13 protein-coding genes and 2 pseudogenes are annotated in these 17,520 nt (G+C 56.0%); 9 read left to right on the top strand and 6 right to left on the bottom strand.

All coding sequences use genetic code 11. The features are described from left to right. Positions 1-209 precede the first annotated feature (209 nt). The gene (locus tag QD409_RS27565) at positions 210-1,235 is read right to left on the bottom strand and encodes a helix-turn-helix domain-containing protein (RefSeq protein WP_430764181.1); all 1,026 of its coding nucleotides are present in this window, start codon (positions 1,233-1,235) and stop codon (positions 210-212) included. Positions 1,236-2,095: 860 nt separating this feature from the next. On the opposite strand from QD409_RS27565, the gene QD409_RS27560 reads away from it, so the two are divergent. Then, entirely contained in the window at positions 2,096-2,323 is a 228-nt protein-coding gene (locus QD409_RS27560; RefSeq protein WP_430764158.1) for a MarR family winged helix-turn-helix transcriptional regulator, read from the top strand. A 270-nt stretch (positions 2,324-2,593) separates the two neighbouring features. Beyond that, positions 2,594-3,151, top strand: coding sequence for a hypothetical protein (locus QD409_RS27555; protein ID WP_430764157.1), 558 nt, complete (start codon positions 2,594-2,596; stop codon positions 3,149-3,151). A gap of 744 nt (positions 3,152-3,895) precedes the next feature. Here the strand turns inward: QD409_RS27555 and QD409_RS27550 are convergent. The 3 genes from QD409_RS27550 to QD409_RS27540 all read right to left on the bottom strand — a co-directional run bounded on the left by QD409_RS27550 (position 3,896) and on the right by QD409_RS27540 (position 8,724). Next, positions 3,896-5,128 carry a hypothetical protein gene (locus QD409_RS27550; protein WP_245298098.1) on the bottom strand — a complete coding sequence of 411 codons (1,233 nt, stop codon included), beginning with the start codon at positions 5,126-5,128 and terminating at the stop codon, positions 3,896-3,898. A gap of 96 nt (positions 5,129-5,224) precedes the next feature. Continuing rightward, on the bottom strand, positions 5,225-7,195 hold the full coding sequence (locus QD409_RS27545) for a glycosyltransferase family 2 protein (protein ID WP_092852905.1): 1,971 nt from the start codon (positions 7,193-7,195) through the stop codon (positions 5,225-5,227). Positions 7,196-7,260: 65 nt separating this feature from the next. Next, the gene (locus tag QD409_RS27540; protein ID WP_245298094.1) at positions 7,261-8,724 is read right to left on the bottom strand and encodes an HlyD family secretion protein; all 1,464 of its coding nucleotides are present in this window, start codon (positions 8,722-8,724) and stop codon (positions 7,261-7,263) included. A gap of 867 nt (positions 8,725-9,591) precedes the next feature. On the opposite strand from QD409_RS27540, the pseudogene QD409_RS27535 reads away from it, so the two are divergent. Beyond that, a pseudogene (locus tag QD409_RS27535) lies at positions 9,592-9,975 on the top strand (ATP-binding cassette domain-containing protein); the annotation flags it as partial. A 265-nt stretch (positions 9,976-10,240) separates the two neighbouring features. On the opposite strand, the gene QD409_RS27530 reads toward QD409_RS27535, so the two are convergent. Continuing rightward, complete coding sequence (locus QD409_RS27530; RefSeq protein WP_092852903.1) at positions 10,241-10,954, bottom strand: GntR family transcriptional regulator; 714 nt, start codon at positions 10,952-10,954, stop codon at positions 10,241-10,243. A gap of 268 nt (positions 10,955-11,222) precedes the next feature. On the opposite strand from QD409_RS27530, the gene QD409_RS27525 reads away from it, so the two are divergent. The 5 genes from QD409_RS27525 to QD409_RS27505 all read left to right on the top strand — a co-directional run bounded on the left by QD409_RS27525 (position 11,223) and on the right by QD409_RS27505 (position 16,192). After that, positions 11,223-12,311 (top strand): ABC transporter ATP-binding protein, encoded by a 1,089-nt coding sequence (locus QD409_RS27525; RefSeq protein ID WP_092852901.1) that lies wholly within the window; start codon positions 11,223-11,225, stop codon positions 12,309-12,311. A gap of 31 nt (positions 12,312-12,342) precedes the next feature. Continuing rightward, on the top strand, positions 12,343-13,641 hold the full coding sequence (locus QD409_RS27520; protein WP_092852899.1) for an ABC transporter substrate-binding protein: 1,299 nt from the start codon (positions 12,343-12,345) through the stop codon (positions 13,639-13,641). 68 nt (positions 13,642-13,709) lie between these two features. Further along, positions 13,710-14,621 (top strand): ABC transporter permease, encoded by a 912-nt coding sequence (locus tag QD409_RS27515; protein WP_092852897.1) that lies wholly within the window; start codon positions 13,710-13,712, stop codon positions 14,619-14,621. A 1-nt stretch (position 14,622) separates the two neighbouring features. After that, positions 14,623-15,444 carry an ABC transporter permease gene (locus QD409_RS27510; RefSeq protein ID WP_092852895.1) on the top strand — a complete coding sequence of 274 codons (822 nt, stop codon included), beginning with the start codon at positions 14,623-14,625 and terminating at the stop codon, positions 15,442-15,444. A gap of 4 nt (positions 15,445-15,448) precedes the next feature. Continuing rightward, entirely contained in the window at positions 15,449-16,192 is a 744-nt protein-coding gene (locus QD409_RS27505; RefSeq protein ID WP_430764156.1) for an aspartate/glutamate racemase family protein, read from the top strand. Between the two features lie 235 nt (positions 16,193-16,427). Here QD409_RS27505 and QD409_RS27500 read toward each other — a convergent pair. Beyond that, positions 16,428-16,621: pseudogene (locus QD409_RS27500) on the bottom strand (hypothetical protein); the annotation flags it as partial. Between the two features lie 135 nt (positions 16,622-16,756). Between QD409_RS27500 and QD409_RS27495 the strand changes: the two are divergent. After that, entirely contained in the window at positions 16,757-16,942 is a 186-nt protein-coding gene (locus QD409_RS27495) for a helix-turn-helix domain-containing protein (RefSeq protein WP_425348554.1), read from the top strand. The last annotated feature ends 578 nt before the right edge of the window (positions 16,943-17,520 follow it).

The following is a 17,520-nucleotide window of genomic DNA, read 5'->3' as shown; positions in this document are numbered from 1 at the left end:
GCCTGTGACCCAGCGCATGCGCTTTCTGCCTGGTTCCGATGCCTCTGCCAGCGGCTCCAGTGTCAGGGACTTGAGCGTTTCGGCAAGTTTGCGGTCGTGTTCGGTGAGCGTGTTCATGTCGCGACAAAGCTCGCTTCATGTCCCTAACTCGACCTCAAACATGATCCAGATCGTACTGGATCACGATTCCGTACGTCAAAACGGCTTGCTCAGGCCCGCTTTGCGCGGCTTTGTCGCCACTCAACAGGGGTCATGTCCGTGACGCGGCGGAATTCGCGATTGAAGTTGGATTTGGTCTGGAAACCCACTTCAAGCATGACCTCTGTTACGGACCTTTCCGTTTCGGTCAGCAGCCGGCATGCCTCCGCAACACGAAACTCGTTGACATATTGCGAGACGTTTTTGCCTGTCGCGCGGTTGATCGCTGTGGAAATTTGCCGCGCTGGAATAATGGCTTTGCGCGCCAGTCGATCGAGGTTGAGGTCCGGATCGCGGTACGAACGCTTTGTCTCCATGAGCACCTGTACAGCGGCAAGTGTCTCTTTGTCACCCACGTCGTCGATGTTCGGGGTGACGGTCTCGATCTCGGTAGGCTCGCTACCCTGGACCGCGACAGCAGCAGCGATCGACAGGATGATCAGCGCTATGAGGTTGCCGATCGCCACCATGACAGGGGCGTGCCTGCCTTGCGTCCAGGAAAAATCGAGAAATACAAACAGATCGAGCGCCGCCGATAGCAACAAAGCCAATGCTGCAAAGACAAGCGCCCGATAGACCGGAGCTGCACTTTCGAACGGGGTACGTCTCAAAGCGTCTGGTCCCGAACGCATGAGATGCAGGATCGCCCCAGCGTAGCCTATGAAGATCGCCGGTAGAAGGACATCAACTGCGCCCCGCCATTCGGCCATCAGCAAGACGATAGCAATAGCAACGGCAGGAATTGCGTGCAGACCCAGGGATAGACGCCGAGAAGAGCCATTTTTTCGCACCAGCTTTGCTACGCCGCAATAGACGAGCGGCGGCACCAGCGCTGCGCCTACCGGTGCGATATACATCACTTCAAGAATGCCGTAGCCCCACCGCAACCCTGAGAGGAATGCCTGGAATGAACTCAAAAGGATCAGCGCAAGGAAAGGGACATTACGCGAATTGTTATCGTCACCCGCCCTTAACACTGTGACGAACAGGATAAGGAGCAGCAGGGCAACGACGAAAGAAAGTGGAATAAAGGGCATCAGGGTTGGGTATCGGAAAAAGAGTGAAGCGATAAGACGATCTTGCTCGTATAAATACCATGCGCGACCTGAAACGCGTTTTAGAACCTGTGCTGTCGCGAAAGTCCCAATAAAATTGGACTTCTGCGTCTGTGTTTTGCAACGAACATTATTGCAGCGATGCGCGGGCAGCGATTTTCCCGAAATTAATTCGGTTGTCCAGATTGAGGTTGAACCGGTCGTAGGGATTGACGTGAGCATAAATTAGCGGGGTGAGACCGCGATAGTCTTCCGGTGTATGGGCTTGCCTGATGGCGAAAGAGGCACTAGCGCAATATCTGAAGAAATATAACGCTAGTGCGAATATGTCAGTTCTCCTCATCACAAACGGCCCTTTGCGCTTCCAATCGCCGAACAGCGTCTGGAAGATCGGCCAGTCACTTCGTTAGCATCCGCCAGGACGCAGCGATTGAAGATCTGGGAACTGTTTAGTCCCTGAGTGTGATGGTGCATCATTGATCCTTAGTCGTCGGGAAGAGGATGCATTATGGGAAGTATTCTTCACGGCAGCGTCCGCACGACGCCGCGTCTTGGAGCCGAGCAGGGTCTGCCGTGCAAGCCTGAAGGTGCGGCAGACAGAGGCTGTGCTGGCGCCGTTGGTCACAGCTCGACGTCCACGCTGGGGAGAGGTCAAGCTTGCGGTACCGGCGGCGCCGGCGTTAGGCCGTGTCGGAGCATAGTTTCCATCATTTTTGCGCGATCGGGCGGACCATCAACGGCCGCATTGAGCGCGGCAAACGCCTCGCGGAAATATTCCGGGCCTGATCGCCGCCGGCGTCACCACGCAGAGCACTTTGGCGGCGTCGGGACCGTTGTTGTCGATGCTGAAGACGCTGGAAGGGATGGGCTATATCACTCGAAGCGCCGCGCCCGACGATGGCGGTGGGACGATCGTCCACTTCAGCGACCGCGGGCGCGCTGCCTACCGGAAGATGGCCGACATCCTGCAAGACATCGAGCGAGAATGGGCCGAGGAGCTCGGCGAAAAACGCTTTTCCGAGCTGAAAACGCTGCTCGGCGATCTCTGGGACACACCGCTTGTTCGCTGAGATGCCGAGGGAGGGCAGGAACGCGACAGATCACCGGTGATGTGCGCTGGCTCGCGCCGCTGCTTGGCGGCTAGTTGCTTCTATTGGTCTTCATGAAAATTAAGCCTTACGTCTTTCTGGATTACAATTTCGTATGCGGTAACATAGTCGAAAAGAGTATTAATAAAGGAAAATATCAAGTTTCCGTAGGATTTAATGACGTATATTCCGAAGCCTGTCCAGAGAGTATACATGTAGCGCTTTAATATCCTCATTGGAGAGGATCGGTCTATGAGAGACGTTTCAATCCGCTCGCGGATGGTTTCATCTGCATTTTGGCTTGTTACATGGACCCTTCCGGCGATTGCCTTCCATGCTTCACCGATTTATTCGGCTGAACACAAAATGGAACTCGCTCAGAATGACATCGTCATCGTTTTTCTCGATCCAGACTCTTTTCCCAAAGCCCCCTCGAAGACAGCAGCGTCTCAATCCCCCAAGACTTCTCACCGCAAGAGTTACTTCACCGTCGAGTGTCGCGAGAATTTTGAGGAGGTAGAGGGGAGGGGAGGGCCAAAGCATAGATTTTCGGCAACCAGAAAGTACACGATCGATACAAAACAACGCGTCTGGAATGAGCCTGGTGGCGAACTCAAAAAACTGAAAGTCGAAGGGGACGAACTGGTTCTTGTCGATCATGGATTGGCGCATAAAAGACACTTCCACGAGGCACTCAATCGTGCGACGGGAAAATACTTGCTATATTCGAACCATATGAACGTGGTCCTGGTCGGCCATGGGGCATGCGATAAAGTCGATTTGGTACCTTTTACGCTCGATAAACTTTAAGCGGGGTGAACCCTTTGAGGAAGCCAGTGTCGTGCATCACGCATCGCGCTCGCACCGTTAATCACTGAGCAGTTCGAGATTCTCGCTGCCCGAAAAGTCCACCGCAAATCAACCGCAAATCAATCGTGTCCTTGTGCTGATCGCCGGGTCATATGTTTGATCCCTATCAAAGAGCTAAGATTTGTATGGCAGCATAGGCAGTCCGACTATGATAGCGAGCTTGGCGCGGCGGAAGATGGGATGCGCTGGCTGCCTCGGACCGGGTACGCGACCGGTATGTTCCTTATCGGTCTAGCAATGCTTACGAATGCCAAGCGGTGCTGAAAATGCCAGGCGTGCAGTGTCCGTGGCCCTCTCCCTATCAATCAGACGCATGCGACAACGAACGTTCGGTCGAGATTGAATGCCTAAGGAGGATTGGTTAGTGCGGAAGGTGCACAGAATTTAGTCCTATTTGGCAACTGGAAAACTGCCGTACTGGTAGTAGATTTTTGATCCCAGGCGCGAATGTGGAGGGGAGATGCGGCTAAGAGCGCCGGTGCGCTCGTCGGTGAAAATAAGCCGGGATAGGCGGTTCGACTCCGCGGCCGCAACCTCACCTCTCGATGTCAGATAAGCCCGCCGCTTTCTCGATTCTCTGTGTATTCTTGAATAGGTGTTGCGAATGTCGATGGGGAGAATTTTCGGAGCCGCTTCACTCGCTGAATGGAAGGAAATGCCGACGAGTTCCCTCCGGAAAGGCGCTCAAGGCTGGTCGCTGGTCAATGGATGTTTCCTCAACGGTAGGCCAATTTTTCCCAGGAAGGGGTTCCATCCATGGGATGCCAGAATAGCCCAGGCCGTCGCTCCGATATGAGGTAGGTGGTAATATTTGAAGTCGGCAGACGTTTGGTCCGGACCGACCTTCAAGCCGGTCGACAGCTCAGGGCCGACGGTTGCGTATACCAAGCCGTCGGGTCCGATCTGCGATGCAATTGTAGCGAAGAGTGTCTCCGCGCGCACCTCTCTGCCGGCTAGATGGAATACCAGAGCCGCTTGGGCCGTGCCTTCAAGCCATACGCCGTCCCTATCTTCATTGAAGTCGTAGCCGCCCGCTACCTGGTAACGACGATCAATCCAATCAAAGATCTTTTCAGTCCGGCCACGGAATTCAGGGATAGCGATAACGGGCCATAATTCCGCGTCGATTCCGGACTGGTTTAGATTAGGTGCATTGCTTCCGGGAAGGCTGCCGACATGGAAAAAACCTACGTTCGCATCCCACATGTCGTCCAGAAATCCGCCTGCCAAATCTCGCATCCTCTGCCAATCGCCTACCGCGCCGCTCCTGGTCAACCAGTCGGCTGCGGCATAGACATCGAGGTTCTGTTCGGTCGACTTCCACTCCAGTTTTTGCTGGGATGTTTCGTTGCCAAACACACCACCGGTATAACCTGGGCCGCTTGTCGCAGCTGCGTTGAGGTCGATCCAGCGCATGACCCTGGCGGCAGCATCGAGATACCGCTGATCACCAATTCGGTCGTAAGCGGTCAGCAGCGCCAACGCAGCCCAGGCGACGTTTCCCGTCGCACTTCCAACCTGATAGTCGTCCTCGATCCATGAGTTGCTGGCAGCATCCCAGAACCCGGGCAGCAAAATGGCCTCCTTGCCGATCGTGACGGTGCCAGACCGATAAGCGTTGCGCACCCGGCCATCGCGGTAGGTGCGGTCACGATAGACCGCGAGCACAAGAGCATCTGCCACTTGGGTCGCCTTCTCGTTTTCACCACAGGCAAAAAGGGCGATTGCGGCCAGCGCATTGTCGTAGGTAAATCCAGCGTTGCGAAGCATCGGATCGAGACGTGTTCCTTTGTCCGCCTGGTAAAAGCTTTGGACGACAAACGGCGAGCCCGCCTCACCGTTCACCTTTTTCGACAACCCTTCGCAGAGCTTCAGCCCGAGCGCTGATCGCTCGAGGCCGAACGCCTCGCCGTTCATGGCGATCAAACACAAGATTCCAAGTACAAGGGACCAAAGGACCCGTACTCGAACAGCAATCGCGTGATGGATTGTTGGCATTGTCATGGATCGCCATTAACTGAAGGCTCTGGCGAGCAGCGCTTGCATCGACCTGCGCAAATCACCTTTCTCGGCAACGTTTTTGGGCGCGTTTCGGAATATCAGTCTAAGGATGCCGCGATGTTGATCTTCCGAGGGATCCAGCCTCAGTTTTCTCGCTGCAACCGTTAATTGATCCGGATGAATGCGGACCCAGCCGACTTCAGGGACGAAAAGCGCGTTAGGAACGACCGAGTGGCAGCTTGGAAGAGCTGCCAACAAGGCACTTTGCGTGGAAAGCCCGACGATGCGGGCAGGTGCCGTTTCGCCACCGCAGTTCAGCTGGCCGTTTAGCCCGATTGCAATCAGTTCCTCCTGGTCCATGCGCGGCAGTTCGATGCAGCATAACAGACTGGTAAACGCGATGATCATCGCCACGGCTGACCAAATGAGGTTGAGGCAGTCTCGTGCGGAGAATTCGACGGGCGCGTCCCATCCGTAGACGACGACCACCACCGAAATGGCTGACGCGGCCGCAACCAATGCAAAGAACGACGCCGTCGGGCCGTGTATCCGGATTTGGGATCTATCGCCCCCTTTCTCCGTGACCTTGAACGGGCGTCCGAACGGTTTGCGTATGGCTTGAAAGAGCGTGATCGTAATTGGTACGGCGGTCAGTGCGTGGGTTACCTCCGTGAACAGAGGGAGCGTGCGTTTCTCCGATATCCAGGAAGAGTAGACCCAGAACAGGGCGAGAGACGACAGGCCGAGCTTCATGAACATAAGCTCATCCGCCTGCAAGGCGGGGATGCCGGTCAACCAGTAGATCGAAGGAGCAAGCAGCAGGCATAGAATGAATGGTTTAGATAGCCAGCAGAAAAGGCCGTGCAGATAATGCAGTCTTTGGACAATGGTGAAGTTGCCGCGCCAGAGAGGGCCATCGCGCAAAAGACCGATTTGTATCGTACCGAGGCACCAACGCGTTCGCTGGGTCATATATTCCGATAAGCCTTCGGCTGAAAGGCCAACGCTCAACTTTTCATTGAGCCATCTCGTGACATAGCCACGTTCCATGAGGCGGTATGTCAGCAGCATGTCTTCCGAAAGCGCATCATGAGGAAAGCCGCCGATCTCGTTTACCGCAGCGCGGCGGACGACGAAACTCGTACCGACGCAAAAGGCGCAGCCGACGGCGTCCTTCGCAGGCTGAAAGACGTCGAAAAAAATACGTTGATCGTCCACAAACGAGCCGCTGATGCCGAGGTTGTGCTGTATCGGATCGCTATTGAAATAGAATTGCGGTGTCTGGACGACAGCTATCTTGGAATCAGCGAAAAGGCCGATAACCCGGTTTAGGAAATCTGCTTGCGGGGCAAAATCCGCATCGAGGACCATGATGAACTCGGATAGTTCGGGAAGGTCGTTGGTATGGTAAAGCGCATTGTTTAGATTGCCGGCTTTCGCATGCAAATTGTCTGAGCGCGTAAGATAGTAGACGCCCACCATCTCGCAATACTGCCGGACGAAGGCTCTTCTGGTATCATCGCATACAAAGACGCGCAATCGTGGATACTTCATCGACTGCGCGGAAATTATGGACTTCTCAAGCACATTGATAGGCTCATTGTAGGTGCAAATGAAAATGTCGACCAAAGGCGGGTTTTCGGAGGACATGCACTCGAGTGCGGCACGATCTGCCAAGGATGACCAGTCAGTTGATCTCATTAGGATCAATACGGATCCGATGGCATAAAGCACCGAGATCAGCTCGAACGCAAAATAGATGTAGTTCCATATGGATTCGAATGACAGGTCCAACGGTGGAAGTGTATCCAAGGCACGCCATACAATATATGTTCCAAGAGACATCAACATGATTATGCCAAACGCAAATCGATCGAACGATCTCTTGGGGTCTGCGACAAATGCGAACAGTATCGCACAGGCAGCAATCGCTAGATCGAACCAAAGAACCGTCTGCACGTCGCCATCGGAATTGAAGTACATGCAACCCTCCTGAGACCATCGATTGGTGCGATGCGTGCGCGGATAGAAAAACGTCCGCACGTGTGTCAGGAACGAGCCCGTCTCGGGTTCAAGGACGTGTCAAATGCCACCGGCGCATGGCGATCGGTTCGACCTGGCGAGGTGACTGTTGAGTTAGCCAGATCATCCGCCGGATGAGCTTGCCGCGACCCGTAGCCGAATGCTTCAAGAAGTCGATCGCTGGAACTTGCAATCAGATTCCAGGTCATCCACCCGGCTGCCGGAACACTGTGCGCGGATGTGACTGCAAAGCTTGCCAGCGACGTCGCCGCTTCTCCAGCATAGCCGCGCGTCTTTTCCAGCCACGGCTGCGGGAGGCTGACGTTGACCCATGTGCCGACCGGGCAGACACCATTCGTGGAAAGGCTCGACTGCCAAGTCTGTTCCAGACGGATATAAGCATACAGTTCACGCCGCTCCGTTGGCGGGAAGGGCACTGCGTAATCCAGATCGACGCGATCAGTCGTCCTTGGTATCAGTCGCAACACAGTGCCGTCCGCCTCAGCGGACCAATGTTCAGCATTGACCTTGACCTTTGAGCCTACGGCAAGCGCTTGCGCCTGCCGCTCGGAAAAGATTGCCACAACAAATGCATCGCGGCAGTCGAGCGCTTCCGCCAGAGTATCGCCGGCGACGACTTCCCGGCCGGTGGCAGCGATTGGCTTGAAGAGTTCGGTGCCCGCCGGGATGGAAAGATCGGCATGTGTCAGTCTTTCGATACGCGAGCCCTCGGCCAAAACAAGCGTTTGAAGTTCACTCCTGCGGGACCGCATCGTGGTCATTTGAGTCTTGATCTGAAGCAGATCAGCCGAGCGGGATCTTATTTCCTGCTGCAGGTTTTGCAGGGATTGGAGATCCGAGCCGACATAAACCCCGTCGCGCGCAAAGTTCAACTCTTCATTTAATTTGTCGACGGCAAGCTGCGCTGCCTGGAGCTTGGTCTCTTCCAGGTGGATCGTGTCCGAAACCTCATCGGCATTGCCTGCGGCTACTCCCCGCGCGATCAGCCGCAATTTCCTCTGTGCATCGGATTTTGCGATCCGTGTCGAATAGGTCACCATCTGCAAAGCGGCTTCGGCAGCCTTGAGGTCGGCACTCGTGCGCACAAGCAGCGCTGCCTGCTGTTTGGAGAGATCGTCGCGAAGATTCAGGATGCGCCCGCTGTAATCGTCCACGATAGAGTTCTTTTGCAGTAATTCGTTGTCAAGTGCGGCCAATTGGACCTTCAATCCAATGAGCGTGGAATTGTCGACCTTATCATTATCGACTGACGCCTTGCCGGTTTGGTCAGAGATTTTGACGATTCCGTTGATCGGTGTCGTTATAGGAACAAGCGGGGCATTAATCAGTGCACGGGCGGTATTTGAAGTAAATACCGGCGGAAGCACAGAAGAGGAGAAGACCGTTGCCAGTACACCAAGGACGGCATACGAGGCGAGCCTGACAGAGCCGGCACCAGTGTTGTCTTTAGATCTGCTGTGGAAAAACATAGCATCTACACTCCTATTTTGCCTAGCATTTCCCTCCCTCAAGATACGACAAGCTTCACATCAAGTTTTTTTCCATGCAACAGCACTAAGATTGTATTAATATTTCCCTGTAGTTGCCCAAAATATTAGCTACTGCTTCAGATTGCCATTTTCTCTTCCGAGAACTTAAAATCGCCTGTCTAAATTTCAATCAAACCTATCCGATTGCGATGCAAACGCCGTCGCAGTAGTCATGTTGGTATGTCCGTCTTTACTGGTTCTAAGATTCGAAAAATTGTGCGCACAACTTTCGCGCTTATTATTGATACTGAAACAGATCTTTCCTAGTTCGATCGGAGTGGGAAATTAAATTAGGATATATGCTGCATCGGCGATGCATGTTTTCATTTTTCTTGAGTAGTGAAATGAGGCCACCCCTTAACCTCACGACGGATCCATGACGCTCATTGTTTCCGGAGCCGATTGTGCGGTGGTCAGTAGCGATTTGATCGACTGCACGGCTTGAACAGGATGGGATGGCGCGCCAATCTGCGGCCCGCCCCATATCCAAGAAGGCTATCAAAATTTCCGATGACTAGTTTGCGGGAGGTTATCGGCCAGAGGTAGGCTGGCCGCAATGACAATCAGCAGTCAATTTCTGCCAAGCTTCTGTTCCTGCGTTTTGAGGAGCAACTATGTGACCGTCGGAGCTCGACCCGCCGCTAATGCCTTTCAACAAAAGTCCATCTGCGAGGTTCGGTTAGGGGAAATGCTATGCAACTGAGGATCATTTGTGAAATTCCCGTCCATCCCCGTCGAAGCCGCAGTGTTTTGCCGTACGCCGCAGCTTCCCTATAGTACGATGCGGCAGCGGAGGCATCCTGCCGCCGGTTCGAACCCTTTCAAGAGCAGCATATCGCGCTTCTCCTTCGAAATATTCGCTACGCGCCGCTCTCTTGCCGCGGTGGTGATCTCTCGGGTGGCCAGCAGCAGCAATTGGCCATTGGACGGGCCATGGTGACTTGGCCGAAGATCCTGGTGCTGGACGAACCGACCGAGGGCATCCAGCCCTCGATCATCAAGGACATCGGCCGGGCGATCCGCTATCTCAGGGATTCCACCGGCATGGCGATCCTGCTGGTCGAGCAATATCTCGATTTCTGCCGCGAGCTTGCGGATTATGTTTACATCATGGATCGCGGCGAGATCGTGCATGAGGGGCTGGCGGAGACGCTGGATACGCCGGAGGCCCGCAAGCATCTGACCGTCTGAGCGGGTAATATGGCGATGTAAAGGTAGGTCGAAAGGGCCGGCTTCGGCAAGATAACCTCGGCTCAGGCTGCCGTTTCGATCGCGACGTTCCTAAGAGCGAGGTTTGTCAGTGGCGATGCGCTTCGGCACGCTTTCCTGCTTCGTTAAACGTAGGACCGTCTCACAGGAAGCAATAGTGCCTTGTTCCACCGGCTTGGGTTCCTGCCTAAGCAACGTGCCGATCTCCCGCCACTGAGCCGGTGGGGCTGCCTATATGGCGATCGTCTCATCGCTCGAACGCTTCTCTCAAGTCGAAGCTCTTGCGCTCGCGCAAATCGAGATCGGCCTCAATATGCTCGATATGATGAAGCATCAGGTCGCAGGCCGTATCGACGTCCTTGCGCCCCAAGGCGGTGATAATGTCGGCATGTTCCGAATGGCCGCAACTGGAGGCGCTCGATTGCCCGTAGAGTGCGATCACCAATGACGAGCGAGCGACAAGCTCCTCCATAAAACGCTGCATGATGAGATTGCCGGAGATTGACGCAAGCATCAAATGGAAATCGCCCGAAGCCTTGATCTCGGCTCGGCGAGCAGACTGACCGCGCTCGCCTATCAAGCGCCCTTCTTCCAGAAGAAGTTGCCCGAGCTGCTTGAGCTGAGCCGCGGTGATCCGCTCAGCCGCCGATTTCAATATGCCGGGCTCGACCAGACGACGCGCGGCGAATATCTGCCGGGCCTCCTCAGGCGATGGGTAGGCGACGAAAGCGCCTCTGTTCCGTTCGACGTTCACGAGGCCCTCATAGGCAAGGGCCTGCAAGGCGGCGCGCGCTAAAGTTCGGCTGACGTTGAACAGGCCGCCGACATCGCTTTCGGACAGCTTCGTGCCTGGTGCGAGCCTGCGTTCGACGATGGCGTCGCGTATGGCATCGCGGATCTGTTGCGTACCGGTATCCGTGGGATCGCTGGGCGTCAGAAGCATATCTGCTGAAGAATTCATGATTCTTATCCGGGTGGTTGGCGCAAATGATAGCCCGGTTTTGCGCTGATGTTAAACGAAATCCGAGGCAAAGACGCCGTTATATTGCATACAATAATATGCACTCATCGAGCACAATAGCCTATTTTATAAGCAAGAATCCATTTGCCTCCTAATGGGCATGAAACTCCGGTACCTGAAGAAAACATAGAAATTGCAGGTAGTTAGTGCACCGCAGCAAAACTGGCACGATTGATGCAATGTCTTTCTCAAACCAAAGGGGAAGATGATGTCGAAAGCGGCAGAGATCGATATAGTGTCCGTTTCGAAGGTCTACGGCACGACCACGGCTGTTCATGCAATCAGCCTGAAGATACCCGCGGGCTCCTATTGCTGTTTCCTCGGGCCCTCCGGCTGCGGCAAGACTTCGACACTGCGCATGATCGCCGGCCATGAAGGTATTTCCTCCGGTGACATTCGCCTCGGAAATACCGTAGTAACGGATTTTCCGGCTGCCAGACGCGGTACGGCGATGATGTTCCAGTCCTATGCGCTGTTTCCGCACCTCGACCTCATCGACAATGTTGCCTTCAGCCTGAAGATGAAAGGGGTCGCCAAAGAGGAGCGTCGCGCCAAGGCGCTTGAAATGCTCAAGCTCATGCAGATGGAGGCGTATGCGACCCGGCGCCCGGCGCAGCTTTCGGGTGGCCAACAGCAGCGCGTGGCGCTCGCGCGCGCCCTGATCACTGATCCCGAGGCTTTGCTGCTCGACGAGCCATTGTCTGCACTCGATCCGTTTCTGAAGATCCGGATGCGCGCCGAGTTGAAGAAGCTGCAGAAGACGCTGGGCATCACTTTCGTCCATGTGACGCACAGCCAGGAAGAGGCGATGGCGCTTGCCGATATCATCGTCATCATGAATGACGGCCGCATCGAGCAGGCCGCGTCGCCGCGCGAGGTTTTCGAGCATCCTGCGACGGCCTTCGTCGCGCGTTTCATGGGCGACCATAACGTCTTGTCCGGCCGCGTCACGTCAAGCGGGGACGGCGTCATCACCATGACCGTGCCGGAGGGGCAAGGCTTTTCCGTAAAGGGGGCAGGCCGCCAGACCGGTGCGGCTGCCGATATCGCTATCCGCACCGATCGCGTTCGCCTTTCGCAATCCACCGATAGGGGTCTCGGTTTCAACGGCGTCGTCTCCAACATCGAATATCGCGGCGCGACGCTGAAGATCACCGTCATCGGTGCCGGCAGCGACGATTTCACCTTGATCGCAAGCAATGACGATGAGGCCGTCAAATCCATCACGGTCGGCGACGCCGTCTCGCTGAGTTGGGCTCAGGAGGACGCAATCCTTCTTGGCCGTATGTCCGCATGAAAATCCGAAGCATCAAAAAAGGGGAACTGACATGACGACTGAAACGAAGACTACCAAGACAACGAAAGGCATTTCCCGCCGCTCGCTGCTGAAGACCGGCGCCGCCGCTCTCGGTGCCGTGGCTGGCTCCGGGGTCATCACCGGCTTTCCGACCATCTGGGCCAAATCCAACATAACGCTGCGCCAGTTCGGCACCGGCGTTTCGAACATCAATGCGATCGCGGAGAAGTGCAAGGCCGATCTCGGCATCACGCTCGAGATGACTGCGACCGATTCCGACGCCGCCGCTCAACGCGCCGTCACGCAGCCGAACAGCTACGACATCGCCGACATCGAGTACTGGATCGCCAAGAAGGTCTTCCCGACCGGCGTCATGCAGCCGATGGACGTCAAGAAGCTCAAATATTACGACAAGATCGTGCCGCTCTTCATCAATGGCAAGCTGAAGCCCGATAGCGTCATCGCGCAGGGCACTGCGCCGCATACGGTCGGTTTCGTCGAAGCACAGGGCTCCAAGAAATTCGCCAAGGAGCCGACACAGTGGATGACGATGGTTCCGACCATCTATAACGCCGACACCCTCGGCATTCGCCCCGATCTTACCGGCCGTCCGATTAGCAGCTGGGCTGACATTCTAGATCCGGCCTTCAAGGGCAAGACGGCGATCCTCAACATCCCGTCGATCGGCATCATGGATGCCGCTATGATCATGGAAGCCGCCGGCAAGATCAAATATGCCGACAAGGGCAACATGACGAAGGCGGAAATCGACAAGACGATCGAGTTCCTGATCAAGACCAAGGGCGACGGCCAGTTCCGCGCTTTCTGGAAGTCCTTCGACGAAAGCGTCAACCTGATGGCATCGGGCGAGGTGGTCATCCAGTCCATGTGGTCGCCGGCGGTTGCCGCCGTTCGTTCCAAGGGTATTGCCTGCACCTTCCAGCCGCTCAAGGAAGGCTATCGCGCATGGGGCGGCGGCCTTGGTCTTGCCTCGCACCTCAAGGGCGCTGAGCTCGACGCCGCCTATGAGTACATCAACTGGTACACCTCCGGCTGGGTCGGCGGCTACCTCAACCGTCAGGGCTACTATTCCGCCTGCATGGACACGGCCAAGCAATTCATGTCGGCCGATGAATGGGGCTACTGGATCGAGGGCAAGCCGGCGCAAGGCGAGATCCTCTCTCCGGAAGGCAAGGTCATGGAAAAGGCCGGCGCCGTTCGCGATGGCGGCTCCTTCGAGGCCCGTATGGGTGCCGTCGCCTGCTGGAATTCGGTCATGGACGAGGACCGCTACATGGTCCGCCGCTGGAACGAGTTCATCGCCGCCTGAGCCGAAGATCTTTGATTACCTCTCCCTGCCCTTGCAGGGGGAGGCATTCCCAAACGGAGAGCCGAACCATGGCGACGATCGCGTCCTCGGATACAGCAGAGACAACTCGGGAAAACCGGCGCGGATTTGGCGTGCCTGCCTGGGCTGTTGCCTATCTGCAGGCAACGCCGCTGTTTCTCATCCTCGGCTTCTTCTTCCTGCTGCCGATTGCCATGATCGGCGTCGTCAGCTTCTGGGACTATGATTTCGCCGGCCTCTATCCGGCCTTCCTGACTGCGAATTACACCGACACGCTCGGCTCCTGGGTGACGTGGAAGACCTATCTAAACACGTTGAAATTCACCGCTATCGTCTGGACGCTGACGCTGTTTATCGGTTTCTGGGTCGCCTATTTCCTGGCCTTTCACATCAGGCGCACGGCGACGCAGATGATCCTCTTTCTCGTCTGTACCGTGCCGTTCATGACATCCAATATCATCCGCATGATATCGTGGATTCCGGTGCTCGGCCGCAACGGGCTGGTCAATTCGACATTAATCGACATGGGCCTGATCCCGCGGCCGATCGAGTGGCTGCTTTATTCCGACTTTGCCGTCGTGCTCGCCATGGTGCATCTCTACACGCTCTTCATGGTGACACCGATCTTCAACACGCTGATGCGCATCGACCGCTCGCTGTTCGAGGCAGCCCGCGATGCCGGCGCCAGCGGGTGGCAGGTGCTGTGGAACGTGATTATCCCGCTTGCAAAACCCGGCATGGCGATCGGCAGCATCTTCGTCGTCACGCTCGTCATGGCCGACTTTTCCACTGTGCAGATCATGTCCGGCGGTCAGAGCGCGTCGATCGCCCTGATGATGAAGAACCAGATGTCGCTGCTGCAATATCCGGCTGCAGCCGCCAATGCAGTCGTGCTGCTCGTCGTCGTGCTGCTGATGGTCGCCGCCATCCTGCGCATCGTCGATATCCGCAAGGAGCTTTGATATGAGCCGCGAAAAGCGTAGCCTGGAATTCTATGTTCTGGCGATCTTCTTCACCATTTTCGTGTTGTTTCTCTACGGCCCGCTATCGGCTGTTATCATCCTGTCCTTCCAGGGGCCGGACGGCGGTCTGACTTTCCCGTTGAATGGCGTCTCGCTGCATTGGTTTGCCAATCTTTTCGAGAAGCAGGCGGTCGGCGATTTCGGAGCTTCGTTCCAACGCTCCCTGATACTCGGGGTGATGGTCATGATCGTGACCGTCGTCGTGTCGCTGCTGGCCGGTCTTGCCTTTCGCCGCCGTTTCCGCGGCTCAACATTTCTGTTCTATGCCACGGTCGCGAGCCTGGTCGTGCCCTCCATCATCATTTCGCTCGGGATCGGCGTGGTCTTCCAGCAGGGCGGAATCGCGCCGGCCTGGTATTCCTCGGCTTTCGGCGCGCATTTGACCTGGACCTTGCCCTTCGGCGTGCTGATCATGTTTGCCGTCTTCAACCGGTTTTCGCCGGCCTATGAGGAGGCCGCACGCGATCTCGGCGCCAGCTCCTGGCAAACCTTCTGCCATGTCGTGCTGCCGATGATCGCGCCGAGCCTGATCGGCGTTGGCCTCTTCGGCTTCACGCTGTCCTATGACGAATTCGCCCGTACCCTGATGACGTCTGGCACCTACAATACCCTGCCGCTCGAAATTTACGGCATGACGACGAATGTCACGACGCCGGTGCTCTATGCGCTCGGGACGGTGACGACGCTCTTTTCCTTCACAATCATCCTCCTGGCGCTTGCAGTCATGACCATGCTCGGCCGCCGCCAAGCCAAGAAAAGTTGAGATCATGCGCCTGCTGCTCATCAATCCGAACACGACCGTTTCCATGACGGAAAAGGCGGCAATAGCCGCGCGCGCCGTGGCAAGCGCCGGCACGCAGATCATTGCCGCCACCTCGCAGATGGGGCCGGCTTCGATCGAGGGCTATTACGATGGAGCAATAGCCGTACCCGGCATGCTGCGCGAACTGAAGGAAAGACAGGCGGCGGGCTACGATGCAGCGATCATCTGCTGCTTCGACGACACCGGCCTCGAAGCAGCACGTATGTTTTGCGATGTGCCCGTCATCGGCCTCTGCGAAGCGGCCGTCGCAACGGCCGGCTTCCTGGCGCAGCGCTTTAGCGTGGTGACGACGCTTGAGCGCTCGCGCATCTTGATCGACAATCTCGTCCAGCGCTACGGCATGGGCGGTCGAGCCAAGGTTCGCGCCTGCGATATTCCTGTCCTCGAACTCGAGGACTCGTCTTCCGGCGCGATTGGAAAGCTGCGGGCGGAAATCGAACGGGCGCTTGCCGAAGATGGAGCGGAAGCCATCGTGCTCGGCTGCGCCGGCATGGCGGATCTCGCAAGGGAGCTGCAATCGATCTATGGCGTCCCGGTCGTGGATGGTGTCGCAGCAGCAGTCAAGCAGGCCGAGGCTTTGGTGTCCCTAGGCCTATCCACCAGCAAGCGAAGCTCATATGCCTCGCCATTGCCCAAGCCTTTTGCTGGTGCAATGCAGGATTTTGCGCCCGCGCCTGTCCCGGCCTAACTTGCTCATGGTCGTTGGCGGGCACACATAGGCAAGATGCCGGTGTGCAACAGTCGGTGCGGAAAGCGGGGACGAAAGCCCAGCTTAGATAGATACTTTCGAAAGCCGCATAATAGGCATATGCCCGCCGACGAGGTAATCGCAGGGTCCGTCGTCCAAATAGTTCTACCTGGCAAATTGGGATAGTCGGCTGAAGGCGTCGAGGTCATTCGAGGGGCTGCCGACTGACGTCGCTTCAAATTGGTAGGCTGCGTTTCAAAGCCACCGATATAAGCAGGCGCCAGCTGTTCAATCCCGGCATTTGATGGATTGGGTTTAACCTGAATCTTTTGGCTCGAATGTCCACTGTCTGCGGATGAACTCGCAGGGCGTGAGGCCCTTGCGTGTCTTCAATCTTCGCCCGAAGTTGTAGGCGCCGATGAAGTTGGCTTAGTTCGTATACTTCTTATATGGGAATTTACTCAGTCCAAGGCTGGCGCGATCCTTTCTGTAGATAGCGATTTGAAGGAGGACGTCACTGTGCCTGTTGATATCGAACTTTTCGAAACGTCAGCCGGGAACCATATGGTCTCTTCGGGTATGATCCCGCTAATCCATGCATCGGTCGCCGCGACGAGACACAAGTCCGAAAACGTACTGCGTTTAAAAGCTGATGGCAGATCAACCGATGATATAGCAAGAGAGGCTGGCGTCAGTCGATCGACAGTGACCAGAATTTTGCGCTATGTCGAAAGAGCGGCCGCCAGTTAGCTGAGGTTTGGCCTAGCGGAAGGTGGCTGAAGGTCTCAAGGGCGTTTGAGGGGGCCGTCTCTAGTTCCATCAAAGCGGTCTTGCAGAGGCTACGTCGTGTCTTCGCGCGAAGCATCCATATGCTCTTCGTAGCGACCTCCAATGGTCGCAGGCACGCCAATGGCGCGCCACATCTTGATCCGTCAGATTATGCCAAATACGAGCACTGGCTGTTCAAGGGCGGGATCGGCGACAACCCGGCGCAGGAAGCGCGAAAGGAATTAATTCGCCGGGGCCGTGATCGACGTCGATCAGCTTTGAGGATCACCACCTAAGCTCAGGACTTCTTAATTTGGCGTGAGATGTGATTCTCATGTCCGTTTTCAAGAGTTTGGGCATAGGTTTTCGCGTCGCCTTTTTCAGCGTCGACGAGGGACAAATATGCTGCCTATTGCAGGACGCGGCGGCATTGAGACGACGGTTGATCAGACTCTGATGCGCGGGTTGAATACCGCAGGACCGTGGTTCGTCTCGGGCCTTCCTCTGTCTCACATGGCGCGTGTTGCCGTTTCAGGCTCGCAGAATCACAACGAGGGTTG

This window comes from Rhizobium sp. BR 315, assembly GCF_050577975.1.
GTDB classification, from domain to species: Bacteria; Pseudomonadota; Alphaproteobacteria; order Rhizobiales; family Rhizobiaceae; genus Rhizobium; species Rhizobium miluonense.
This window is presented reverse-complemented; position numbering and strand designations above follow the sequence as displayed.